Source organism: Stenotrophomonas sp. 28608_Sma, assembly GCF_056486185.1.
In genome coordinates, this window is the sequence record NZ_CM151308.1 from 1,067,803 (window position 1) to 1,090,688 (window position 22,886).

Annotated in this window: 21 protein-coding genes and 1 tRNA gene; 14 read left to right on the forward strand and 8 right to left on the reverse strand. The window is 67.7% G+C overall.

Annotation, left to right across the window (positions count from 1 at the left end; genetic code table 11):
• Positions 1–139: 139 nt before the first annotated feature.
• From ACZLHH_RS04850 to ACZLHH_RS04875, 6 genes are all read left to right on the forward strand, one after another.
• On the forward strand, positions 140–1,504 hold the full coding sequence (locus ACZLHH_RS04850) for an aminodeoxychorismate synthase component I (protein ID WP_032127762.1): 1,365 nt from the start codon (positions 140–142) through the stop codon (positions 1,502–1,504).
• A 211-nt stretch (positions 1,505–1,715) separates the two neighbouring features.
• The gene (gene mltG, locus ACZLHH_RS04855; RefSeq protein ID WP_132809360.1) at positions 1,716–2,777 is read left to right on the forward strand and encodes an endolytic transglycosylase MltG; all 1,062 of its coding nucleotides are present in this window, start codon (positions 1,716–1,718) and stop codon (positions 2,775–2,777) included.
• Positions 2,774–3,439, forward strand: a complete 666-nt coding sequence (gene tmk, locus ACZLHH_RS04860; RefSeq protein ID WP_049400648.1) for a dTMP kinase — start codon at positions 2,774–2,776, stop codon at positions 3,437–3,439. Before mltG ends, tmk begins: the two co-directional genes overlap by 4 nt.
• Positions 3,436–4,392, forward strand: a complete 957-nt coding sequence (locus ACZLHH_RS04865) for a DNA polymerase III subunit delta' (RefSeq protein ID WP_049463477.1) — start codon at positions 3,436–3,438, stop codon at positions 4,390–4,392. The genes tmk and ACZLHH_RS04865 overlap by 4 nt, the downstream gene beginning before the upstream one ends.
• Positions 4,389–4,742 carry a PilZ domain-containing protein gene (locus tag ACZLHH_RS04870; RefSeq protein ID WP_005412452.1) on the forward strand — a complete coding sequence of 118 codons (354 nt, stop codon included), beginning with the start codon at positions 4,389–4,391 and terminating at the stop codon, positions 4,740–4,742. The genes ACZLHH_RS04865 and ACZLHH_RS04870 overlap by 4 nt, the downstream gene beginning before the upstream one ends.
• Positions 4,743–4,858: 116 nt before the next feature.
• Positions 4,859–4,933: transfer RNA gene (locus ACZLHH_RS04875), tRNA-Val, on the forward strand.
• An 84-nt stretch (positions 4,934–5,017) separates the two neighbouring features.
• Here the strand turns inward: ACZLHH_RS04875 and ACZLHH_RS04880 are convergent.
• On the reverse strand, positions 5,018–5,581 hold the full coding sequence (locus ACZLHH_RS04880) for a hypothetical protein (RefSeq protein ID WP_049463479.1): 564 nt from the start codon (positions 5,579–5,581) through the stop codon (positions 5,018–5,020).
• A gap of 288 nt (positions 5,582–5,869) precedes the next feature.
• Between ACZLHH_RS04880 and ACZLHH_RS04885 the strand changes: the two genes are divergently transcribed.
• The 4 genes from ACZLHH_RS04885 (at position 5,870) to ACZLHH_RS04900 (ending at position 10,621) form a co-directional block, all read left to right on the forward strand.
• Positions 5,870–6,250 (forward strand): tautomerase family protein, encoded by a 381-nt coding sequence (locus tag ACZLHH_RS04885; protein WP_049463481.1) that lies wholly within the window; start codon positions 5,870–5,872, stop codon positions 6,248–6,250.
• 191 nt (positions 6,251–6,441) lie between these two features.
• The gene (locus ACZLHH_RS04890; RefSeq protein WP_049463484.1) at positions 6,442–6,837 is read left to right on the forward strand and encodes a DUF2946 family protein; all 396 of its coding nucleotides are present in this window, start codon (positions 6,442–6,444) and stop codon (positions 6,835–6,837) included.
• 128 nt (positions 6,838–6,965) lie between these two features.
• On the forward strand, positions 6,966–9,104 hold the full coding sequence (locus ACZLHH_RS04895; RefSeq protein ID WP_049463485.1) for a TonB-dependent receptor: 2,139 nt from the start codon (positions 6,966–6,968) through the stop codon (positions 9,102–9,104).
• 11 nt (positions 9,105–9,115) lie between these two features.
• Entirely contained in the window at positions 9,116–10,621 is a 1,506-nt protein-coding gene (locus ACZLHH_RS04900; RefSeq protein ID WP_049463487.1) for a PepSY domain-containing protein, read from the forward strand.
• 9 nt (positions 10,622–10,630) lie between these two features.
• Here the strand turns inward: ACZLHH_RS04900 and ACZLHH_RS04905 are convergent, their stop codons facing one another.
• Both ACZLHH_RS04905 and ACZLHH_RS04910 read right to left on the reverse strand, forming a co-directional pair.
• On the reverse strand, positions 10,631–11,764 hold the full coding sequence (locus tag ACZLHH_RS04905) for an MFS transporter (RefSeq protein WP_049463489.1): 1,134 nt from the start codon (positions 11,762–11,764) through the stop codon (positions 10,631–10,633).
• Between the two features lie 11 nt (positions 11,765–11,775).
• Positions 11,776–12,552 (reverse strand): DeoR/GlpR family DNA-binding transcription regulator, encoded by a 777-nt coding sequence (locus ACZLHH_RS04910; protein ID WP_049400656.1) that lies wholly within the window; start codon positions 12,550–12,552, stop codon positions 11,776–11,778.
• Between the two features lie 159 nt (positions 12,553–12,711).
• Here ACZLHH_RS04910 and smqnr point away from each other — a divergent pair, with 159 nt between their 5' ends.
• Positions 12,712–13,359: a SmQnr family pentapeptide repeat protein gene (gene smqnr / locus ACZLHH_RS04915; RefSeq protein WP_032127748.1), complete on the forward strand. Its 648-nt coding sequence runs from the start codon at positions 12,712–12,714 to the stop codon at positions 13,357–13,359.
• Positions 13,360–13,362: 3 nt separating this feature from the next.
• On the opposite strand, the gene ACZLHH_RS04920 is transcribed toward smqnr, so the two are convergent.
• Together ACZLHH_RS04920 and ACZLHH_RS04925 are read right to left on the reverse strand one after the other, a co-directional pair.
• On the reverse strand, positions 13,363–14,037 hold the full coding sequence (locus tag ACZLHH_RS04920; protein WP_049463490.1) for a class I SAM-dependent methyltransferase: 675 nt from the start codon (positions 14,035–14,037) through the stop codon (positions 13,363–13,365).
• Between the two features lie 87 nt (positions 14,038–14,124).
• On the reverse strand, positions 14,125–14,823 hold the full coding sequence (locus ACZLHH_RS04925; RefSeq protein WP_049463491.1) for a glutathione S-transferase family protein: 699 nt from the start codon (positions 14,821–14,823) through the stop codon (positions 14,125–14,127).
• A gap of 115 nt (positions 14,824–14,938) precedes the next feature.
• On the opposite strand from ACZLHH_RS04925, the gene ACZLHH_RS04930 reads away from it, so the two are divergent.
• Positions 14,939–15,883, forward strand: coding sequence for a LysR substrate-binding domain-containing protein (locus ACZLHH_RS04930; protein ID WP_049463519.1), 945 nt, complete (start codon positions 14,939–14,941; stop codon positions 15,881–15,883).
• Here ACZLHH_RS04930 and ACZLHH_RS04935 read toward each other — a convergent pair.
• Positions 15,822–17,201 (reverse strand): aminotransferase-like domain-containing protein, encoded by a 1,380-nt coding sequence (locus ACZLHH_RS04935; protein WP_049463493.1) that lies wholly within the window; start codon positions 17,199–17,201, stop codon positions 15,822–15,824. The two genes, ACZLHH_RS04930 and ACZLHH_RS04935, sit on opposite strands and share 62 nt — an antisense overlap.
• 133 nt (positions 17,202–17,334) lie before the next feature.
• Between ACZLHH_RS04935 and ACZLHH_RS04940 the strand changes: the two genes are divergently transcribed.
• Positions 17,335–18,198, forward strand: coding sequence for a DMT family transporter (locus tag ACZLHH_RS04940; protein ID WP_049463495.1), 864 nt, complete (start codon positions 17,335–17,337; stop codon positions 18,196–18,198).
• A 39-nt stretch (positions 18,199–18,237) separates the two neighbouring features.
• On the opposite strand, the gene ACZLHH_RS04945 is transcribed toward ACZLHH_RS04940, so the two are convergent.
• Positions 18,238–19,173, reverse strand: a complete 936-nt coding sequence (locus ACZLHH_RS04945) for a LysR family transcriptional regulator (RefSeq protein WP_049463497.1) — start codon at positions 19,171–19,173, stop codon at positions 18,238–18,240.
• A gap of 107 nt (positions 19,174–19,280) precedes the next feature.
• On the opposite strand from ACZLHH_RS04945, the gene ACZLHH_RS04950 reads away from it, so the two are divergent.
• Positions 19,281–20,798, forward strand: a complete 1,518-nt coding sequence (locus ACZLHH_RS04950; RefSeq protein WP_478478757.1) for an MFS transporter — start codon at positions 19,281–19,283, stop codon at positions 20,796–20,798.
• Here the strand turns inward: ACZLHH_RS04950 and ACZLHH_RS04955 are convergent.
• Positions 20,782–22,872, reverse strand: a complete 2,091-nt coding sequence (locus ACZLHH_RS04955; RefSeq protein WP_049463501.1) for a TonB-dependent siderophore receptor — start codon at positions 22,870–22,872, stop codon at positions 20,782–20,784. The two genes, ACZLHH_RS04950 and ACZLHH_RS04955, sit on opposite strands and share 17 nt — an antisense overlap.
• Between the last annotated feature and the right edge of the window lie 14 nt (positions 22,873–22,886).

Genomic DNA, 22,886 nt, shown 5'->3' on the forward strand with positions numbered 1-22,886 from the left:
AGCTTGCTCGACTCCGCCCTTGTGTAGAGTCGAGCCATGCTCGACTGAACGTGCAACACAGTCGAGCAAGCTCGACTCTACGCACGAGGAGGCCGCCGCAAGGCGGCTTCCGTGCATCTGAATCCCCGAACTGGCCGCCATGACCCACGCACCGCTGATCCACCCGCTGCCGCACCCGATCGATCTGCTGGCTCTGCAGCAGCACGACCCGGCACGCTTCCCGCTGCTGATGGAATCCACCGCCTCGGGCACCGCCCAGGGCCGCTGGAGCCTGCTGCTGGCGGCGCAGGGCGATAGCCTGCGGCTGGATGCCGATGGCCAGGTGCGCGACCAGCATGATGCGGTGCAGGCCGGCAGCTTCCTGCAGGTTCTGGACCGCGCCTGGCAGCACGAACGCCTGCCGCATGACGGCAGCCACAGCCTGCCGTTCCGCGGCGGTTGGGCGTTGATGCTGGACTACGAAGTGGCCAGCCAGATAGAACCGGTGCTGCCGGCGCGCGCACGCGAGGACGGCCGCCCGACCGCGCTGGCGCTGCGCTGCCCGGCCGCGGTGCTGCACGACCACTACAACGAGGCCAGCTTCGTCATCGCCGAAGCCGGCGAGCAGGCGTTGCTGGATGCGCTGGTGGCACTGGCCTCGGCCACGCTGCCCGAAGCCGGGCAGGGCTGGCAGCCACCGCAGTCGGTCGGCGAGGACGCGCCGCAGCGCTTCACCGACGGCGTGCGCCGGGTGATCGAGTACCTGCGTGCCGGCGATGTGTTCCAGGTGAACCTGTCGCGGCGCTGGAGCGCGCAGTTCGCCGCGCCGGTCAGTCCGCAGGCGCTGTACGCGCAGCTGCGCCGTGCCAACCCGGCACCGTTCGCCGGCCTGTTCAGCGCGCACGGCCGCCATGTGGTCAGTTCCTCGCCGGAACGGCTGGTGTCGGTGCATGCCGGCCACGCGCAGACCCGCCCGATTGCCGGCACGCGTCCGCGCTTCGAGGGGGACGATGATGCCGCGCGCATCCAGGAGCTGGTCGGCCACCCCAAGGAGCGTGCCGAGCACGTGATGCTGATCGACCTGGAACGCAACGACCTGGGCCGCATCTGCCTGCCCGGTACCGTGGTGGTCGATGAGCTGATGACCGTGGAGAGCTACGCGCACGTGCATCACATCGTCAGCAACGTCAGCGGCCATCTGCGCCCGGAGGTCACCCCCGGCGAGGTGATCGCCGCCACCTTCCCCGGCGGCACCATCACCGGCTGCCCGAAGGTGCGCTGCATGCAGATCATCAGCGAGCTGGAGCAGGTGCCGCGTGGTGCCTACACCGGCGCGTTCGGCTGGCTGAACCGCGATGGCGACCTGGACCTGAACATCCTGATCCGCACCGCCGAAGTGGATGGCCACGAGGTGAGCTTCCGCACCGGCGCCGGCATCGTGGTCGACTCGGACCCGGACAAGGAACTGGACGAGACCCGCGCCAAGGCCCGCGGCCTGCTGCGCGCGCTGGGCCAGCAGGGGTAGGCGTATTCCGGTAGTGCCGGCCGCTGGCCGGCAACCTCATGCACCCATGATCCGCGCGATTGCCGGCCAGCGGCCGGCACTACCGGTACCGGTGGGTGCCATTGTTCGGGTGGGTGCCGACCGTCGGTCGGCACAGGCGCATGCCCCCGGTCATGACCCCAATCCACCGGCACGGTATCCTGCACGACGGAATCGAGTTCAGAGGTAGTCCATGGCGGGAGCCAAGCGCGGGTGTCTGTTCGTGGTAACGCTGGTGGTGGTGCTGGCCGCCGTCGTGGCCGGCGCGGGCGCATGGTTCTTCTACCAGCAGACCCGGTTCGCCGACGCCCCGATCACCCCGTCCGCCGAAAGCGTGGTCATCGCCAGTGGCGACGGCATGAGCACGGTGCTGCGCAAGCTGCGCGACGCCGGCGTGGACGAGGGCCAGGACGCGCAGTGGCAGCTGCTGGCGCGCCAGCTCGATGCGGCCGGCAAGCTGAAGGTGGGTGAGTACGCGCTCAGCAGCGACCTGACCCCGCGTGATCTGCTGCTGCGCATGCGCGCCGGCAAGGTGCTGCAGCACCGCGTCACGATCATTGAAGGCTGGAACATCCGCCAGTTGCGTGCCGCGCTCAAGCGCGCCGAGCCGCTGCTGCACACCACCGACAACCTCGATGACGCCGCGTTGATGCAGCGCCTCGGCTTCGGTGGCCAGCATCCGGAAGGTCGCTTCCTGCCGGAGACCTACGTCTACCAGCGTGGCGACAGCGATCTGGATGTGCTCAAGCGTGCTCACGCCGCAATGCAGGACGCACTGGATGAAGCCTGGGAAAGCCGTGCGCCGGACCTGCCGATCAACACGCCCTACGAACTGCTGACGATGGCCTCGATCATCGAGAAGGAAACCGCGCTGGCCAGCGAGCGCCCGCAGATCGCCGGCGTGTTCATGCGCCGCCTGAAGATCGGCATGCGCCTGCAGACCGACCCGACCGTGATCTACGGCATCGGTGCTGCGTATGACGGCAACATCCGCCGCCGCGACCTGACCACCGATACGCCCTACAACACCTATACCCGCGCCGGCCTGACCCCGACCCCGATCGCCATGCCCAGCCGCGATGCGCTGATGGCAGCCGCGCAACCCGCAGCGGGCGACGCGCTGTACTTCGTCGCCGTGGGCGATGGCAGTGGCGCGCACGTGTTCTCGCCCAGCCTGGACCAGCACAACGCCGCAGTGGCCCGCTACCTGCAGCAGCTGCGCCAGCAACGTACCAAGGAGACCCCGGCGCAATGAGTCCCGCGCTGCTTCGCCACCCGCGTTTCGTCAGCCTGGAAGGCGGCGAGGGCGCAGGCAAGACCACCGCCATCAATGCCATCCGTGACTGCCTGCGCAGCCACGGCCACGAGGTGGTGCTGACCCGCGAGCCGGGCGGTACGCCGCTGGCCGAGCGCATCCGTGGCCTGGTGCTGAAACCCGATGCCGAGATTGCTGCCGAACCGCTCAGCGCCGAAGCCGAGCTGCTGCTGGTGTTCGCTGCACGCGCGCAGCATGTGCGCCAGGTGATCCAGCCGGCACTGCAGCGCGGCGCCTATGTGCTGAGCGATCGCTTCACCGATTCCAGCTACGCCTACCAGGGCGGTGGCCGTGGCCTCGACCCGCAGTGGATTGCCGATCTGGAACGACGCGCGGTGGGCCTGCTGCCGGGCCTGACCCTGCTGCTGGACGTGGACGTGGCAGTAGGCCGCGCACGCGCCAACGGGCGCGATCTGTGGCCGGACCGCATCGAAAGCGAACAGGATGATTTCTTCCAGCGCGTGCGCGAAGTGTTCCGCAGCCGCGCGCAGCAGGACCCGCAGCGCTTCGCGCTGATCGACGCCGGCCAGGTGCAGGCGCGTGTAGCGGCCGATGTGGTCGCGCAGGTCGAGCGCTGGCTGCAGGACGGGGAGGGCGCATGAGCACGTTCTCGCCGTGGCAGCAGCGCGCGTTCGACCAGACCGTGGCAGCGCTCGATGCCGACCGCCTTGGTCATGGCCTGCTGATCTGCGGCCCGGCCGGGCTGGGCAAGCGCGAGGTGGCACTGGCGCTGGCCGACCACGTGCTGGCGCGCGGTGATGCCGCGCATGCCACGCGCACGCGCCAGCTGATCGCCGCCGGCACCCATCCTGACCTGCAGCTGGTCAGCTTCATTCCGAACAAGAGCGGCGACAAGCTGCGTACCGAGATCGTCATCGAGCAGATGCGCGAGATCACCGACAAGCTGGCGCTGACCCCGCAGTACGGCGTGGCGCAGGTGGTGATCGTCGACCCCGCCGATGCGATCAACCGCTCGGCGGCCAACGCGCTGCTGAAGACGCTGGAAGAGCCGCAGCCCGGCCGCTACCTGTGGCTGATCAGCAGCGACCCGGCGCGCCTGCCGCAGACCATCCGCAGCCGTTGCCAGCGTCTGGAATTCAAGTTGCCGCCGCAGCACGAAGCGCTGGCCTGGCTGCAGCAGCAGGGCCACAGCGAAGCGGCCGCGCGCGAAGCGCTGGACGCAGCGCGCGGCCATCCCGGCCAGGCTGACAACTGGCTGCGCGAAGATGGCCTGAGCCTGCGCCGCGAAGTGGGCCGCGAGCTGGAACAGCTGGCCGCCGGCAAGACCGGCGCGGTGGAGCTGGCGCAGAAGTGGTGCGGTGATGACAACGCGGCGCTGCGCCTGCGCTTCGCCGCCGACCTGGCGCTGGCCCAGGCCAGCACCGATGCCTTGACCACGCCGGAGCGATTGCACAAGCTTGCAGCCTGGTTCGATGCGGCCAACCGCACCCGCGACCTGCTGCGCACCACGGTGCGTGCAGACCTTGCCGTGGTCGAGTTGCTGCTGGCCTGGAACAAGGTGAACGAGCGGCCTGCCGCAAGGGGAAATCGATGAGTGCCAGCAACGCCCGCCAGGGCATCCTGTCCCTGGCCGTGAAGGACAAAGCCGCGCTGTACAGCGCGTACATGCCATTCGTGAAGAACGGCGGCATCTTCGTGCCCACGCCCAAGCGCTACTTCCTGGGTGACGAAGTGTTCCTGTTGCTGACCCTGCCCGATTCCAGCGAGCGCCTGCCGGTGGCCGGCAAGGTGATCTGGGTGACCCCGGCCGGCGCGCAGGGTAACCGCACCGCCGGCATCGGCGTGCAGCTGGCCGACGGTGCCGAAGGCGAGGGCGTGCGCCACAAGATCGAGACCCTGCTGGCCGGCCTGACCGGCTCGGACAAGCCGACCCACACGATGTGATTGCGGTAGCGCCGGGCATGCTCGGTTGCATGCCCCGAAACGCCTGTGAACACGAATGTGAAAAACTGTTGACGGCCTCTGAAAAGCCCCTATAATGAGCGGCTCAGCAACACACCGGGCGGTTAGCTCAGCGGTAGAGCATTGCCTTCACACGGCAAGGGTCACAGGTTCGATCCCTGTACCGCCCACCATGTTGCAGAACGAAAGAAGCCTCCAGCAATGGGGGCTTTTTTGTTGCCTGTGATTCCGTAGTGCCCGCCGAAGCGATCACCGTTTCAGCCGAGGTCCTCCAGCAGCTCGCGCGCGATCATCGCGGTTGCATCCAGCAGGTCGTGACCGCTGCCGGCCCGCACCACCACCGCCAGCAGGCTACGGCCCACATCGGCATTGCCGCCGCTCAGTTCCATCTCGCCTTCAAAGCACAGATCGGCCAACCATTCATGGGCCTGCTGCAGTCCGCGCTTGCGGACGCGGCGGAACTCCGCGAGCAGCTTCGCCTGGCCGGCCTCCTGCTCACCATCGGCAAGCAGGCCGATGGCACCGCCGTGCGCCGCGCGCCAGATGGCCGGTAGCGGGCGACCGTTCGCGTCCACCACGTCCGCCGAGAACTGCGCGCAGTACATTTCGTAGCGCTTGCCCGCTGTGCTGCAGGGCACGATGCCGGCCTCGGCCAGCAGGCGTTCGGCTTCATCCAGTTTGCTGAACTTCAAGCGCAGCAGTGCAGGACGGCTCAGGTGTTGTGCCAGCGCCTGCTGGTTGGCGGTGAACCAGACGTTCCAGCCCACGCTTGCGCGGCCTTCCAGTGCGGCCTTGAAGTACTCCAGGTGTTCGGCGTCCATTGCGGCCTCCTGCGCTCCCTGCTCGATTGTAGCGGGCGCATATCCGGGCCGGTCAGGCGTCGTCGTCGGAGAGGCAATGATGTGCCTCGCGTACCAGCTGTCGCGCGGCCACGATCAGCCCGTCGGTGTGGAAGACGCCCAACTGTTCGTCCGGGTCGCCTTCGTTACGCACGTGGGCGGGCCCGTGCCACGAATGGAAGCAGAGGGTTCCATTCCTGCGCTGTCCCACCGCCCCGGGCAGGCGTAGTCTCAGCCCGTTGCCGTGCCCATCCACTCTGGAGTGCCACCATGCCGCTCGCCCGTATCGATCTTCGCAAAGGTAAATCCGCCGACTACCTGCAACGCGTCGGCGAAACCATCTACCAGGCCATGCGCGCGGTGGGCGTGCCGGAGAACGATCGCTTCCAGATCTTCCAGCAACACGAGCCGGGCACGTTGATCTACGACCCCGGTTACCTGGGCGTGGACCGCACCGACGATTTCATCTGCATCCAGATCACCTGGAACGAGGGACGCACGCTGGAGCAGAAAAAAGCGTTGTACCTGGGCATTGCCGATGGCCTGCATGCGGCGGTGGGTATCCGCCGAGAGGATGTGTTCATCAACCTGGTGGAAGTGAAGCGGGAAAATTGGTCGTTCGGTAATGGTGTGGCCCAGTACGTGAGTTGATGCGCGAAAAGCATCCACGCATGGCGTGGATCTACTGAATGGAGGGCGTGCGCGGGGGAGGGCAGCCCTGCGTCACCGTGTCGCAGGGGGCCAACCCTGAACGGGGTCCAAGGTTGGCCATGGCCCCGTAGAATGGCCGGGTGCGTCATTCTGTCCTCCACCGCCGGTTCCAGGCCCTGGCTTGGCTTGCCATGCTGCTGGTGCTGCTCGCCCCGCTGGTGAGCCGCTGGCTGGCGCATGGTCACGTGGCTGCCGCTGCGCCGGTGGCAGCCATGGAACATGCGATGCATGCAGAGCTTGCGCAGCACGCGATGGAAGGCCATCACGACCACCACGCGATGGCGATGCCGCACGGCGAGGCCGCAAAGAAGCCACCTGCCGATCCACACGCCGATCATGAGATGGGCGTGGACTGCGATTACTGCCTGATCGCTGCACGGCTGATCACGCTGCTGGTGGCGGCAGTGCTGCTGTTGGCGCCGATGGCACCGGTGTGCCGCGCGCTGCGCGGTGCGGTGCGGTCGTTGCCGCAACGGATCAGCGGCACATTGGGAGCGCGTGGGCCGCCGGCTCTGATGGCTGCCTGAGCCGCACGCGCGTTGCATTGAACATTTTTCCATGAGGTTGCCGGCCACGGCCGGTGCCCGCACGCGCGTGTTTGTCCCTTTCTGATTGCTGCCCTGCCATTGCGGGTGGCCTTGCATGCCGTGAACAAATGAAAACGAACCCCAACCCCGCGCACCTGCGCCGGGCGACGCTGCCTGTCCTGTGCGCATTGCTCCTGCACGCCGCGCCCCTGCTTGCCGCCGATGCGGCACCACCGACCACGCTGGATACCGTGCGGGTGGTCGATACCCGCAGCGGTGAGCTGTCGTCCACCGCCAACGCCGGTTCCGCGCTGGGCCTGAGCGTGCTGCAGACACCGGCCAGCCTGACGGTGATTTCGCGCGAACAACTGGAGCAGCGTGGCGACAGCAACCTCAACGATGCGATCAGCCGGGCAGGTGCGATCAGTGCGATGCCGCATCCGGGCAACGGCCTGAGTGCGCTGTCCAGCCGCGGCTTCACCGATGGCGCTTCGGTGATGCGCCTGTACGACGGGCTGCGCCAGTACGGCGGCGTGGGTATCACCTTCCCGTTCGATACCTGGTCGATCGAGCGCATCGAAGTGCTGCGCGGCCCGGCCTCGGTCATCCATGGCGACGGTGCGATCGGCGGCGTGATCAACATCGTGCCGAAGAAGCTCACGCGTGGTGCGATCGAGAACGAGATCAGCGTAACCGTGGGCAGCGAGGACACCGCGCGCCTGGGCTTCGGCAGCGGTGGCGCGCTGACGTCCGAGCTGGCCTACCGGCTGGACGTGAGTGGCAACTACAGCGGTGGTTGGGTCGATCGTGGGCGCAACAGTGACGCGACATTCTCCGGTGCGTTGCTGTGGCAGCCGCGCGCGGACCTGCAGCTGACCCTCACCCATGCGCAGGGCTACCAGCAGCCGATGCGTTACTTCGGCACGCCGCTGGTCGAGGGCCGCCAGCTGGAGGCGCTGCGCCACCGCAACTACAACGTGGACGACAGCCAGATCCGCTATCGCGACCGCTGGACCCAGCTCGATGCGCTGTGGACGCCGACCGCGAACGTGGAATGGCGCACGCGCCTCTACCAGATCGACAGCCAACGCGATTGGCGCAATGCCGAGGCCTATGTTTACAACCGCGCCACCGGCTTGATCGATCGATCGGGCAACACCGAGATCACCCACAACCAGGACCAGACCGGACTGACCTCGACGCTGCGCGTGCAGGGGACCGCAGGTGGCCTGCAGAACAGCTTCGCGGTGGGCCTGGACGCCAACCGCGCGCACTTCAAGCACACCAACAACACCTATGCCGGCAGCTCGGGCCCGATCGACCCGTTCGAACCGGTGCCGGGCCAGTTCGTCAGCGACGCGCCGAACCTGCCGCGCTACCGCAACCGTGCCGAGCAGTACGCGCTGTTCGCGGAAGACCGGTTGGCGCTGAGCGAGCGCTGGTCGGTGCTGGGTGGCCTGCGCCACGACCGCGCGCGCATCGACCGTACCGATCTGATCAGCGGCCAGAACGCGTTCTCGAAGACCTACAGCAGCACCGGCTGGCGTGCAGGTACGGTGTTCGCGCTGCGGCCGACGCTGAGCCTGTATGCGCAGTATTCGCAGGCAGCAGACCCGGTCAGTGGGCTGCTGATGATCAGCCCGGCCAACGGCGCCTTCGACCTGGCCAAGGGCCGGCAGATCGAAGTGGGCCTGAAGCAGGCGTTCGATGGCGGCGAGTGGACGCTGGCGGCGTATCGCATCCGCAAGACCGGGCTGCTCAGCCGCGATCCGCTGGTGCCGGACCGCCGCGTGCAGGTGGGCGCGCAGACCTCGCGCGGTATCGAGGCGTCGCTGAATTGGAACGTCGCGCCGCACTGGACGCTGGATGCCAACGCCACGGTGCTGAAGGCCGAGTTCGAGGACTTCCTGGAGACCACCGGTTCGCCGCCGCTGCTGGTGTCGCGCGATGGCAACGTGCCGCCGAACGTGGCCGAACGCCTGGCCAATGTGTGGTTGAGCTGGCAGTTCGCGCCGGACTGGAGCGCGGCGGGTGGCGTTCGCTATGTCGGCAAGCGCTACGCCGACAATGCCAACACGCTGGAGTTGCCCAGCTACAGCACCACTGACCTGGCGCTGACCTGGCAGGCAGCACCGCGCACGCGGCTGTCCGCGCGATTGTTCAACGTGTTCGACAAGGCGTACTACGCCACCGCGTACTACACCAGCACGCAGTGGCTGCTGGGCGCGGATCGTCGCGTCGAGTTCACCGTCGACCATCGCTTCTGAGGACGCGCACCATGTCGCTGCGATCCACTGCCAAGCGCTGGACCTACCTGGTGCACCGTTGGCTCGGCATCGGCGGATGCCTGCTGATGCTGTTGTGGTTCGTCAGCGGCATGGTGATGTTGTTCATCGGCTACCCGAAGCTGACGCCCGGTGAACGTCTGGCGGCATTACCGGTGCTGCCGGAGGCCCGCGATCTGCGCGGGCTGTCGGTGCTGCCTGCAGCCGTGCAGTCCGAGCCGGAGACCGTGGCACTGACCACGCTGCGTGGCGAGCCTGCGTATGTGGTTCGCGCGGGAAGCAACGTGGGGGCGTGGTCAGCCGTCACCGGCCAGGCCCTGCTGCCAGTGTCGGCACAGCGCGCCGAAGCGTCAGCGGTACAGTTTGCCGGCGGCCCGGCCTTTGTCGGTGCAATGCGCGTGGAGGAGGACCGCTGGACGCATTCGCGCGCGCTGGACGCGCACCGGCCGCTGTACCGGGTGGAGGTGGGGGGCGTACAGCCCGGTGACCTGTATGTGTCCTCGCGCACCGGTGAAGTGGTGTTGGACGCACCGCATGTGCAGCAGCGCTGGAACTATGTGGGGGCCTGGCTGCACTGGCTGTATTTCCTGCGCATGCAGTCGGTGGATCCGGTCTGGACGTGGGTGGTGATCGTGCTGTCCGCGCTGTGCACGGTGGCGGCAGTCAGCGGCATCGTGGTGGGTGTGTGGCGCTGGCGTTTCCGCGGGCGCTACCGCTCCGGCGCGAAGACGCCCTATGTCGAACCGTGGATGCGCTGGCACCATCTGATCGGACTGATGGCTGCGGCCTTCGTGTTCACCTGGATCTTCAGCGGACTGATGTCGATGAATCCATTGGGGGTCTTCAGCAGCACGCGCGAGGCGATCGATGTTGAACGCTATCGTGGCAGCGCGGTAACGGTGGATGGCGCGTTGGGTGAGCCGGCGAAGCTTCTGGCGGTGGCCGATGCTGAGCGCTTCCAACCGGTCGAGATCCAGTGGCGCCGCATCGGAGGCGAGCTGTTCGCAGTGCTGCTGGACGGGCGGGGCGAGACCCGCATCGTGTCCAGCGGCAATGGGCACTTGCAGGTTGCGCGGTTGCTGCCGGCAGCGTGGCTGCAGCAGAAGGTGCGTGCGCTTTCCGCTGCGCCGATGCAGGGCTTCGTGGTGCAGCAGGCAGCGGATGCCTACTTCTATCCGCGTGCGCCCGAGGCCATGAATGGTGCAGCGGTACGCCGCTTCCCGGTAGCAGTGGTGGACTTCGGCGATGCCGAGGCGACGCGGGTCTACCTCGATCTGGCCACGGGCGATCCGTTGCTGACGATGGGGCATCGGGAGCGCGTGGGGCGCTGGTTGTTCTACTTCCTGCACAGCTGGGACCTGCCGGCGATGCTGCGCCAGGAAGGTGCCCGGCTGGCGGTGTTGCTGCTGCTGAGTGCTGCTGGCACCGCGCTGTGTGCCACGGCGACGGTGATCGGCTATCGGCGATTGCGGATGAAGCTGCGGCACAGGCGGCGCTGAGGCCCTGGGCTACATCCGAAGCCAACGTGTGGACACGGCCACCAGCAACAAGGCCGTGGCCACCCCGATGAACGCAGCGATCAGGCCGAAGTGGTTGGCGGCGAAGCCGATCAGCGCCGGCCCGGCAAGGATGCCGGCGAAGCCCAGCGTGGATACCGCGGTGATCGCCAGCGCACCCGGCATGCGGGTCTGGTGGCCGGCCAGCGAGAACAGCGCGGGCGCGATGTTGGCGCAGCCGAGGCCGACCAGCACATAGCCGATCAGCGACGCCTGCCACGGCGTGACCAGCGTCAGCACCAGCACGCCAGCGGCGGCAAGCAGAGCACCGAACACGATCGCGCGCTCACGGCCCATACGCGCTACCAGCGCATCGCCGAACAGGCGTGCGACGGTCATGGTCAGGGTGAAGGTTACATAGCCGATACCGGCGAGGCTGGCATCGACGCGACGCACGTCGCTGAGAAACACTGCGCTCCAGTCCAGCATCGCGCCTTCGCCGAGGAAGGCGACGAACGCCAGCACGCCGATGAACAGCACGATGCCGTGCGGCAGGGCCAACATCGGTGCGTCGTGCGGCATGCGTTCGCTGTGCCAGTACGCCGCCGACAGCAGCATCACCAGCAGCATGGCGCCGACGCCGATCAGCACCGATGCCAGTGGCGGCAGCTGTGCGGACAACAGCACGGTCATGGTGGCCGCGCCGAGGAAGCCGCCGATGCTGAAGAAGGCATGGAGGCCGGACATCATCACGCGCCGTGCTTCGCGCTCGACGATGACGGCCTGCACGTTCATCGTGCAGTCCATCGCGCCCACGGCGGCGCCGAACACGAACAGCACCAGCCCCAGCGTCCAGGCCGAACCAGCCAGCGCCAGGCCGGGCACGGTCAGGCAGATCAGCAGGCTGCTGGCCACCATCACCCGGCGGCAACCGAGGCGCGCGGCCAGCACGCCGGACAAGGGCATGGCCAGCAGCGAACCGGCACCGAGGCAGAGCAGCACCAGCCCCAGCGTAGCGTCGTTGATCTCGGTGCGTGCTTTGGCGAATGGCACCAGGGTGGCCCACAACGCAGTGGCGAAGCCGGGAATGAAGAACGCAGCGCGGGTCGCGTGCTGTTCGGCACGCGCGCGGTTGGCAAGGGACATGGGCGGTACGGTCAGGGCGGAGTGGGGTGTACCGCGATGCCGGCTGCGCGGAAGCGCGCGGCCAGCGCCGGCGGAGCCGAGGTGGTCAGCACCAGATCGTCGATTTCATCGAGGCTGGCGATCTGCCAGTTGCCGCGGGCACCGAGCTTTTCAGTGGTGGCGGCGACGATGACGCGGCTGCTGCAGGCCACCATCGCGCGTTTCAGCGTGGCTTCTTCCGAATCCATTGCCCAGACGCCGGTGTCGCCGTCCACCGCGCAGGGGCCGGGCAGGTATACGTCGGCGCGCAGGCGCTGCACCTGCGCCAACGCTTCAGCGCCGACCGCGCCGCCACCGCTGGCCAGGCGGCCGCCGATCAGCTGCACCGAGGTGCCTTCAAGCATGCTGGCGGCGGTGGCGATCTGCGGAGCATTGGTGATCACCGTCAGGCCGAGAGCGGTCGGCAGCTGCTGGGCGATCGCCAGGTTGGTCGACCCGGCGTCGAGCAGTACGACCTGGCCGGGCTGCAGCAGCGCGCAGACGCGGGCGGCCAGCTCGGCCTTGTCGCCGCGGTCGCGGGTCAGTCGCTCGCGTAGCGGGCGTTCCTTGGGGGGCGGCAGCACGGCGCCGCCGTAGACACGCTGGCACAGGCCTTGGGCGGCCAGCTCGCGCAGATCACGGCGGATCGAATCTTCGGAGACGGCATAGCGGCGCGCCAGTTCGGCGGCGACCACGCGGCCCTGCTGGCGCAGTTCCTCGAGGATCTGCAGGGTGCGCTGGGCGGGGAGGGGGCTGGGATCGGAGCTCATGCCGCAAGTCTGCACGTTCGTGCATTAACGTGCAACAACGTGCATTTGGCGGGCGTGGCCACAGATCGGCTGGACTGCCGGTGAACCCGACCGCGCCAGCGTCTATGGATCGCCTTCGCGGCCCGGCATCATGGCGGGGCACCTGGCATGGAATCCACGATGTCCCCCACCGTTCACCGCAAGCTGCGCATCGGCGCGGACCAGTACACCGGCCAGAAAGTGGTCGACCAGCAGTTCTACGAATGCGATTTCTCCGGCGCTGACCTCACCGCCACCGAGTTCATCAACTGCAGCTTCTACGACGCTGAAAACCGCGCCGGTTGCCGCTTCAATGGCGCCACATTGAAGGAAGCCAGCTTCCGTAGTTGCGACATCAGCATGTGCCACTTCAGTTTCATCAAGGCGCTGGGCCTGGAGATCAGTGAGTGCCGTGCGCAGGGCGCGGACTTCAGCAACGCCAGCTTCATGAACCAGATCACCACGCGCAGCTGGTTCTGCAGTGCCTTCATCAAGAAGTCGAACCTGCGCTACGCCAATTTCTCGCGGGTGACATTGGAGAAGTGCGAACTGTGGGAAAACCGCTGGGATGGCGCGAATGTGAGCGGTGCCAGCTTCGCCGGTTCGGACCTGTCCGGTGGCCAGTTCGAGGGGATCGACTGGAACAGTGCCAACTTCACCGACTGCAACCTGACCAACTCGGAGCTGGGCGAGTTGGACCTGCGCAGCACCAATCTGCGTGGCGCCACGCTGGATGTGCAGCAGGTGGCGCTGTTGATGCAGCGTATCGGCATTACCGTGGTGCCGTAGGCATCATCCGGCGTACGCCACCCAGCCCTTGAAGCTGAAGCCGGCGTAGAACAGCTCCACGTTGTCGAAGCCGGCCTCCTGCAGTAGCGCAACCTCCTGCTCGGGCGACAGCAACGGCAATCGCTCGGCAATGGCGTCGATCGCGCGCTGCGCATCGGCGTGGGCAACCCCCGAGGCTTCGGCGAACGCCGCGTAGCGCTGCAACCAGCGCAGCTTGCCGGCCGGGTCCTGCGGCACGCTGTGGTGCGCTACAACCAGCGGCGCACCGGGTTGCAGGCGCCGGTGCAGTTCGCGCAGCGTGTGCAGGCGCTGCCCGGCATCGAGGAAGTGCAGGGTCAGCAGGCAGCTGGCACCGTCGAAGCGCGCATCGGGTGCATCGTCGATATAGCCTTCCAGCAACTGCACGCGCGACATCAGCGGACCCAGTGTCTGCTCGGCCAGGGCCAGCATCGGCGCGGCCGGGTCGACCCCCAGCAGCTGCCAGCCCGGCTGCGCCTCGGCGAAGGCCTTCAGTTCCAACCCGCCACCGGCACCCAGCACCAGCACGCGGCCCTGAGGGGGAACACGTTCGGCCAGCAGCAGCCGGCTCATCTGCTGCAGGGCGAGGAAGCCGGGCACCTGGCGCAGCGGCGCTTCGGCATAGCGGGCCACCGCCTGCGGATCGGAGAACGTGGACATGCGCGGATTCCTGCAGCGGGGGACATACCACTGTAGCGCGGCGCGCAAGAGGCATTGCGCGCCGCTGCCGCACGGGCAGGACAGGGCTCAGGCCGCTGCGGCCTCAAGCACGTCTTCCATCCGCACCTCGCCGAGGAATCCACCGCCGCTGGTTGCCGGCTGCTGCGCTTCGATGGCGTGGGCGAACTGCACGCCGGCGTCGTCCTGCAGGCGCTCGAACAGCTGCTGCACCCTTGGGAACTCGCGTCGATCGACCACCTGGTGATAGTCGTTCCAGCGCGCGATGCCTGCGAAGTAGGCGTCGGCAAAGCTGCGCTGTTCGCCCAGCAGCCACGGGCCGGCGCCGATCATCTGCTCCAGCGCCTGGTGGGCGTGGCGTACCTTGGTCGTGCCATAGGCACGCAGCGCCTCGCCTTCATCGCCTTCCGCATGCTCCAGTGCGTGCCAGAGCGGCGCGTAGGCACCGAAGAAACTGGTGTTGAGATAGGCCAGCCGATGGTTGAGGCGATCGAAGCCGGAGGTGCCCTGTGCGAAGCCCAGGCCCTGTGCGATGCCCTTCGCGGCCAGGTGGTTGAGGATGGCCAGGCTCTCGCTGAGCAGCTCGCCCTGTGTGGTTCGCAGGGTCGGGGTTTCGCCCAGTGGATTGAGGCGGCGGTAGTCTTCGCCCTGCACCTGGCCGGGCATCTCGATGCGGCATAGGTGATACGGCTGGCGCAGCCACTCCAGCGCGATGATGGAGCCGAACGAGCAGCCCGAGGGCACGCCGTAGAAGAGGATCGGGGTCATGGCAGGTTTCCGGTTCGAGCCGCGATGCGGCGGGTGAGGAAAGCGTGCCCGCGTGGACATTGCTCCGGAAGCCGTCCGAATGGCATCCTGAAGTCTACATATGTGGACGTTGCGCATGCTCAACCTCAACGATCTGGCCCTGTTCGTGACTGCGGTGGAGCAGGGCGGTTTCGCCGCAGGCGGGCGCCATCTGGGCCTGCCGCGCTCGACGTTGAGCAAGCGCGTGGCGCTGCTGGAAGAACAGCTCCAGGTGCGGCTGCTGCAACGCAGTTCGCGCCGCTTCGCATTGACCGAGGTCGGCCAGGAGTTCTTCGAGCGCGCACGCGCAGCGTTGTCTGAGGTCGAGGCGGCCGAGGCCATCGTCCGCGACCGCCAGGCCGAACCCAGCGGCACCGTACGCATCAGCGCTTCGATTCCGGTGGTGCAGGGCGAGCTCGCCGCGTGCCTGCCTGCACTGGCCCGCCGCTATCCACGGCTGCGCATCGAAGTTGAAGTGAGTGATCGTTTCATCGATCTGGCTCAGGAGGGCATCGACATCGCTCTGCGCAGTCACTTCGGTCCGCTGCCGGATTCCGGGTTGGTGCAGCGAATGCTCGGCAGCGAGCGCATCGTGCTGGTGGCGTCCCCTGGCTATCTGGCAGCCGCGCCGGCAGTGGATACGCCCGAGCAGCTGCGTGCGCATGCCGGCCTGCTGACCGCGCGTCATGCAACGCGCTGGACGCTGCACGGCCCCGACGCCCGCACCGTGCAGGTGGAGCCGCAGGTGGCGCTGGTCGGCAATGAATCGCAGCTGCTGATCGCGGCGGCCGAAGCGGGTCTTGGCATCACCGTGTTGCCACACAGCCTGTGTGCCGCAGCCCTTGCCGCCGGCCGCCTGCAGCAGGTGCTGCCGGCGTGGCATGCCGGCGAAGTGACCACCAGCGTGCTGCTGCCGCATCGTCGCGGCCAGTTGCCGGGCGTGCGTGTGGTGGTGGATGCGCTGGCCGCGCATTACCAGCTCAACGCAGCGCGCGCGCCAGTACCTGCCAGATCCTCGGGTCCTGGCACTGCGAAACGTTGAAACGTACATAGTCAGCCGCGCGCTGCGACTGGCTGAACGCGTTGCCCGGTGCCAGCACGATGCCCTCGCGCAGGCATTGCCGGGCCAGTGCGGCGGCATCGCGGCCATCGGGCAGCTGGCACCACAGGAACAGCCCGGCTTCCGGCTGCAGCCACGGCGTGATGCCCAGCGCCTGCAGCTTCCGCAGCGTGTGCCGGCGCGCATCGGCCAGGCGCGAACGTACCGACTGCATGTGGCGGCGGTAGCCGCTGTCGGTCAGCGCGATGTGCATCAACTGCATCGCCAGATGGCCGCCGCCGAAGCTGGTGGCCAGCTTCAGATCGGTCAGCGCCTCGATCCACTCAGGGCGAGCGGCGACGTAGCCACAGCGCGAAGCCGCCGACAGCGTCTTGGAGAAACTGCCGACGTGGATCACCCGCGACAGCCCATCGAGCGCGGCCAGCCGCGGTGCAGGCTGCAGTTCGAAGTCGGCGAAGATGTCGTCCTCGACGATGATCAGTTCATTGCGTTCGGCCAGGCCCAGCAGGCGGTGGGCGGTGCTGGCCGACAATACGGCGCCGGTCGGGTTGTGCAGGCCCGAGTTGGTGATGTACAGCCGCGGCGTATGCGCCTGAACTGCCTGCGCGAACGCCTCCAGGTCCGGGCCGCTGTGCGTGTATGGCACGCCGATGGCCTGCACCTGGTGCGCCTTCAGCAACGCGTGGTAGTTGAAGTAACTGGGGTCATCGACCAGCACGCAGTCGCCGGGCTTGAGCAGGAAACGGCAGAGCAGATCGACCGCGTGCGTACCGGATTCGGTCAGCAGGATCTGCTCCATCGGCGCATCGATGCCCAGCGCCGCGCTGCGCCGTTGCAGCAGCTGGCGCAATGGGGGCAGCCCGAGCGGGCCGGCGTAGTCGACCAGCTGTGATGCATCGGCACGCGCCAGCCGACGCAGGCCGCGGCGCACGCCATCGTGATACAGCCAATCACTGGGCATCCAGCCGCAGCCCGGCTTGAGGTGGCCCGGCGGGGTTTCCAGCGACTGCCGCGACACCCACAGCGGGTCCACGGCGCGGTCCAGCCGGGGTTCCATTTCAGCCAGCGCCAGCGGTGCGGCCGGCCCACTGACGTAGAAGCCGGATCCTGCGCGCGCACTGATCAGGCCTTCGGCCGCCAGGCGCTCGTAGGCCTCGACCACGGTCGAGACCGACACCCCCATCGCCGCCGCCTGCGCACGTACCGAGGGCAGGCGCGAGCCGGGGCCATCCACCCGCGCACCGATGCGGGTGCGGACGGTCTGGATGACCGATTCGATGCGGGTGAGCGAACGTGGCATGGCGGAACCGTAGTGGAAGTGTGGGCAGTACAGTTACTTGCGACTGTACTGGATTGTAGCTGGGGTCGTTCCGCGCTGGATGCTTCCATACAGGTCCAGCCGGGCATCGTCCGGCACCTTCAGGAGTACAGGCGTGGAACGGTCGGCGAGTGGTTGGATCAATGGCTTCATCGGTGTAGTGATCTTCGCGGGCTCCCTGCCGGCCACCCGCTTGGCGGTGCTGCAGCTGGACGCCGGATTCGTCACTGCTGCACGCGCGACCATTGCCGCTGTGCTCGGCCTTGGCCTGCTCCTTCTGCTGCGCCAGCCGTGGCCGCGGCGCAATGACCTGCCAGGCCTGGTGGTGGTCAGTCTGGGGGTGGTGGTCGGCTTTCCGCTGTTGACCGCGCTCGCGCTGCGGCATGCGTCATCGGCACACACCATCGTGTTCCTCGGCCTGCTGCCACTGAGCACTGCGGTGTTCGGCGTGCTGCGCGGCGGCGATCGACCGCGCCCGGCGTTCTGGTTGTTCTCGCTGCTGGGCAGTGCCTGCGTGGTCGGCTATGCGGTGCGTAACGGCATCGAGGCCTCGCTGCAGGCTGACCTGCTGATGCTGGCGGCGATCGTGGTGTGTGGGCTCGGCTATGCCGAAGGTGGTCGACTTGCCCGCCATCTTGGCGGTTGGCAGGTGATCAGCTGGGCGCTGCTGCTGGCGTTGCCGGTGATGCTGCCGCTGACAGTGCTGATGCGCCCGGCCTCGTTCACCGCGGTCGGTGCGTCGGCGTGGTGGGCGCTGGGCTACGTGGCGGTGTTCAGCATGCTGATCGGCTTCCTGTTCTGGTACCGCGGGCTGGCCCAGGGCGGCATCGCCGCCGTCGGCCAGCTGCAGTTGCTGCAGCCGTTCTTCGGCCTGGCCCTGGCCGCGCTGCTGCTGCACGAATCGGTCAGCCTCAGCATGGTGCTGGTGACCGTGGTCGCGGTGATCTGCGTGGCCGGCGCGCGCCGCTTCAGCCGCTGAACGAAAAAGGGGACGGAGGGGATTAAGTCGTAATCGGTCCTACTGTGCCTGAAACGACTTAATCCCCTCCGTCCCCTTTTCCGGGTGGCCGCGGAACAGATGCGCAACGGCATAGTCGATGAACACCCGAAGGCGTGCACTGGGATGGCGCCCACCGGGCCAGAGCAACGAGAACTGCCCCTGGTGCGTGGGCAGTGCTGGCAGTACCTGTTGCAGGCGGCCATCGGCCAGCGCATCGGCTGCGAGGAAGTCAGGCATCCAGGCCAGGCCCATGCAACCGATCGCAGCGGCCAGTACGGCCTCCATGTTGTTGCAGGTCATCGCGGTGGGAAGGCGCGCGCCGGCATCGCCTTCGATACCCGGCAGCTGCCACGGGTGCAGCTTTCCGGTGGTCGGGTAACGGAAGCGCAGCGCGCTATGCAGGCGCAGCTCGCTCACATCACCGGGCGTGCCGTGCGCCTGAAGATAGCCGGGCGCCGCACAGAGGATGAAACGGAAGCCGCCCAGCCGCCGTGCGGTCAGGCTGGAATCGGCCAGTTCACCGCTGCGTATCACCGCGTCGAGGCCTTCGCTGACCACGTCGACGATGCGATCATTGAAGTCCAGCTCCAGCTGCACCTGTGGGTAGCGTTGCTGGAAGCCAGGCAGCACCGGCAGCAGGAAGCGGTAGCCGATGGTGGGCAGGCCGATGCGCAGCAGCCCGCTGGGGGCGTGCTGTCGCTGCGCCAGGTCTGCCTGCGCTTCGGAAAGTTCATCCAACGCACGCCGGCAGCGCTGCAGCAGCAGTTCGCCTTCGTCGGTGAGGTGCACGCGGCGGGTGGTGCGCTGGAACAGGCGCGTGCCGAGTTCCTGTTCAAGGCGGGCGATGCGCTTGCCCACGGCCGACGCGGAGAGGCCGAGGACGCGAGCGGCGCCGACGATGCTGCCTGCTTCGGCGGTACGGACGAAGGCCAGCAGGGCAGAGATGGAATCCATGCGGGGCATGATTACGGAACATTAGGCCGCAATCAACGTACATCGAGCCTGTTTTTCTGGAATAGCGGCCTGTCCATCATCAATGCCCCTGATGGATGGAGGCCCACATGGCCCCGGTTTCGATGCTCTCCGTACCTTCCCACACGCAGCAGCGGTGGGCGCTGCTTGCCGTCTGCCTGGCTGCACTGGCGCTGCCGTTGTCCTTCTCGGCCGGTGCGGTCGCGGTGCCGGCGCTGGCCCGTTCCGCGGCGTCGTCGCCGACCGCGCTGGCGTGGGTGACCAACGCGTTCATGCTCACCTTCGGCAGCCTGCTGCTTGCTGCCGGTGGCCTGGCCGACCGCTATGGCCGACGACGGTTGTTCCTGCTGGGCACGGCAGGCTTCACCGTAGCCACGGTCGTCGTCTGCCTCGCGCCCACGCTGCTGTGGCTGGATCTGGCGCGCGGGCTGCAGGGCGTTGCCGCTGCAGCGGCGTTGGCGTCCGGCACCGCTGCGCTGGCGCATGCCTGGCAGGGCCCGGTGTGTGCCCGTGTGTTCGCCCTGCTGGGCACCACATTCGGTGCGGGGCTGGCGCTGGGGCCGCTGCTCGCGGGTCTGCTGTTGCAGGCATTGGGATGGCGCAGTGTGTTCGCCGCGGGCGGTGTACTGACGCTGGCGGCGTTCGCCGTGGGCGCGCGCGCGTTGTCCGAAAGCCATGGCGAACGCGGGCGGCTGGATGTCGGCGGCATGCTGGGTTTCAGCCTGATGCTGGCGGCGTTGACCCTGGCCCTGCTGTGGCTGGGTGAATTCGGCCTGCATGCCATGCACGTGCAACTGGCGCTGTTGGCGACGCTGATGCTGGGCGGGGTATTCGTCTGCATCGAACGGCTGCACCGCTCACCGTTGCTGGACCTCTCGCTGTTCTCGCAACCGGCGTTCCTCGGTGTCCAGCTGCTGCCGGTCGCAACCTGCTTCGGCTACGTGGTGCTGCTGGTGGTGTTGCCTCTGCAGCTGCTGGGCGTGAATGCACAGAGCGCGACATTGGTCGGGCTGCAGATGCTGGCCCTGTCCGCGCCGATGCTGGTGCTGCCGATGCTGGCCGCGCGCTGGGCGGAACGCGTTGGAAGTACGCGGCTGTGTACGCTGGGCCTGCTGGTCTGTGCCTCTGGGTTGTACCTGTTGTCGCGCCACGCATCGCATCCGTCGCCGTCGCAGTGGGTGCCGTTGCTGATGCTGATCGGCGCTGGAACGGCCTTGCCGTGGGGCTTGATGGATGGGCTGTCGGTCAGTGTGGTGCCGGTGCAGCGTGCGGGCATGGCCGCCGGCATCTTCGGAACCGTGCGGGTGGCCGGCGAAGGCATCGCATTGGCCGCAGTCACGGCCTTGCTTGCGCTGCTGATCGGCCACCAGCTGCAGGGAGCATCGCCGGCATCGTTGGCGCGTGCCGGTGCCTATCTGGCCACGGGGGCGCAGGCACAGGCGCAGGCACTGCTTCCGGCGATGAGCGGCGCACAGCTGCAGCAGGCCAGTGCCGAGGCGCTGGCGATACTGCTGCGTGTCCTGGCGCTGCTGACCGCCGCATGCGCGGTGCTGTTGCACCTGCTGCTGCAGCGGCCAGCGTTGGCCGTGATCAGAACCGATAGCTGATGGTGCCGGTCACCACGCGCGGGTAGCCGGCGAAGCAGTCGCCAAAGGTGCGGCACGGCGCGTAGTAGCGCTTGCCGGTGAGGTTGGTGATGTTCAACGCCATCGTCCAGTCGGTCACCTGCACTTCCAGCAATGCATCGGCCAGCGTGTAGCTGGGCGTGACGATGCGCCCGCCATTGCCCAGCGACACCGTGTTGCCGACATGGCGCACGCCCAGGCCCAGGTGCAGGCGTGCGGCATCGTCCAGTTGGAAGCCCTTCGACACCCAGGCCGAGGCCAGGTCCTGCGGGGTGTCGTTGAGGCGCTGGCCCACTTCCAGTGCGAAGTTGCTGCGGCTGACCTCGGCCTCGTTGCGCGCAACGGCAGCGGTGACCGTCAGGTCGTTGGCGAACTGGAACTGCCCTTCCAGCTCCACGCCCTTGGAGCGGATCTGCCCGGTCTGCACCACGTTCAATACGTTGTCCGGGTCGTTGGTCTGCCGGTTGGTTTCGGTGATGCGGTACGCCGCCAGCGTCAGCAGCAGGCTGCGCGCCGGTTGCCACTTGATGCCGGCCTCGGACTGGCGGCCGCGCATCGGCTTGAAGGCGCTGCCGAACAGATCCTGGCCGGACACCGGCAGGAACGATTCGCTGTAGCTCAGGTAGGGCGAAACGCCCGCACCCAGTTCGCCGATCAGCCCGGCGCGGTAGGTGGTGGCATTGTCGGTCTGGCTGGGCTGGCCTTCGGTCTTCGAGCGTGCATGGTCGCGGCGCGCGCCCAGCACCAGCGAGATGCGGTCGGCCCAGCGGATCTGGTCCTGCACATAGACACCCAGCTGGGTGGAGGTCTGGTCCGGCTGACGATCCCAGCCACGCACGATCGGTGCGACCGATACCGGGGTGTAGATGTCGATCGGCGTGCCGGTGGCGTCCAGCCGCTGCAGCTGCTCCTTGTATTGGCTGTAGTCCACGCCGGCCAGCAGCAGATGCTGGAAGGCACCGGTGGCGAAGTCGAACTGCAGCGCATTGTCGGCGCTGAAGATCTGCACGTCGGGGCGGGTGCCATAGGCCGTGCGGTTGACCACGCGCCGCTCGGCGTCGATGAAGGGATCTTCCGGATTGCTGTAGCTGTCCACGTACATCTGCTGCAGAGTGGTCCTGCCATCGATGTAACGCACTGCCGAGCGCAGGCTGAGCGTGTCGTTGAAGCTGTGGTCGAACAGCGCGGTCAGGCTGTAGACGCGCGAGTCGATGCGGTCGAAACCGGGATCGCCGATGAAGGTGGACGGGTCGAGGCGGCGTCCGGGCGGTGCAAGCAGGGTCGCGGCCAGCGGCAGGAACTGCTGGCTGGAGCCTGTCTTGTCATGCTGATAGCTGGCCAGCAGGGTCAAGGTGCTGCGTTCACCGCGCCAGCTGATCGACGGTGCCAGATAGACGCGGTCATCCTTCAATACATCGGTCTGCATGTTCGATTCGCGCACCAGCCCGACGAAGCGGCCGGCAAGCGTACCGGCATCGTTCAATGCGCCGCCGATGTCACCCTGCAGCTGCCTGCGGTCGAAACTGCCGAGCTGCACGCCGACCTCGCCGTTGAGGGCGCCGAAGGTCGGGCGCTTGCTCATTGCATTGATGATGCCGCCGGTGGCGCCGGCACCATACAGCACCGAGGACGGGCCGCGCAGCACTTCCACCCGCTCCAGGCCATAGATTTCCGGGCGGGCGAGGGGGCTGAAACCGTAGCTGCGGCGCAGGCCATCCTGGTACTGCACCGGGTCCAGCCCGCGCACCGAGGTCGCATCGTTGCGGGTATCCAGCCCCCATGCATCGGCGGTGACGCCGGCGCTGTAGCGCAGCACTTCCTGCAGGTTGTGCGCGCCGCGATCGGTGAACAGCTGCTGGGTGACCACGCTGATCGCCTGCGGCGTCTCGGTCAGGGCGGTGTCGGTCTTGGTCGCGGTGCTGGCCCGCTCGGCCACCACCGTTACCTTGTCCAGGGTGCGCGCCGCCGGGGTGTCCTGGGCCTGGGCGATGGCCGAGGCCAGCAGGGTGGGCAGGGCGAGCGTGTACAGCAGCGGACGCGACGGCAGAGCGGGCATCGGGAGTGATCCGG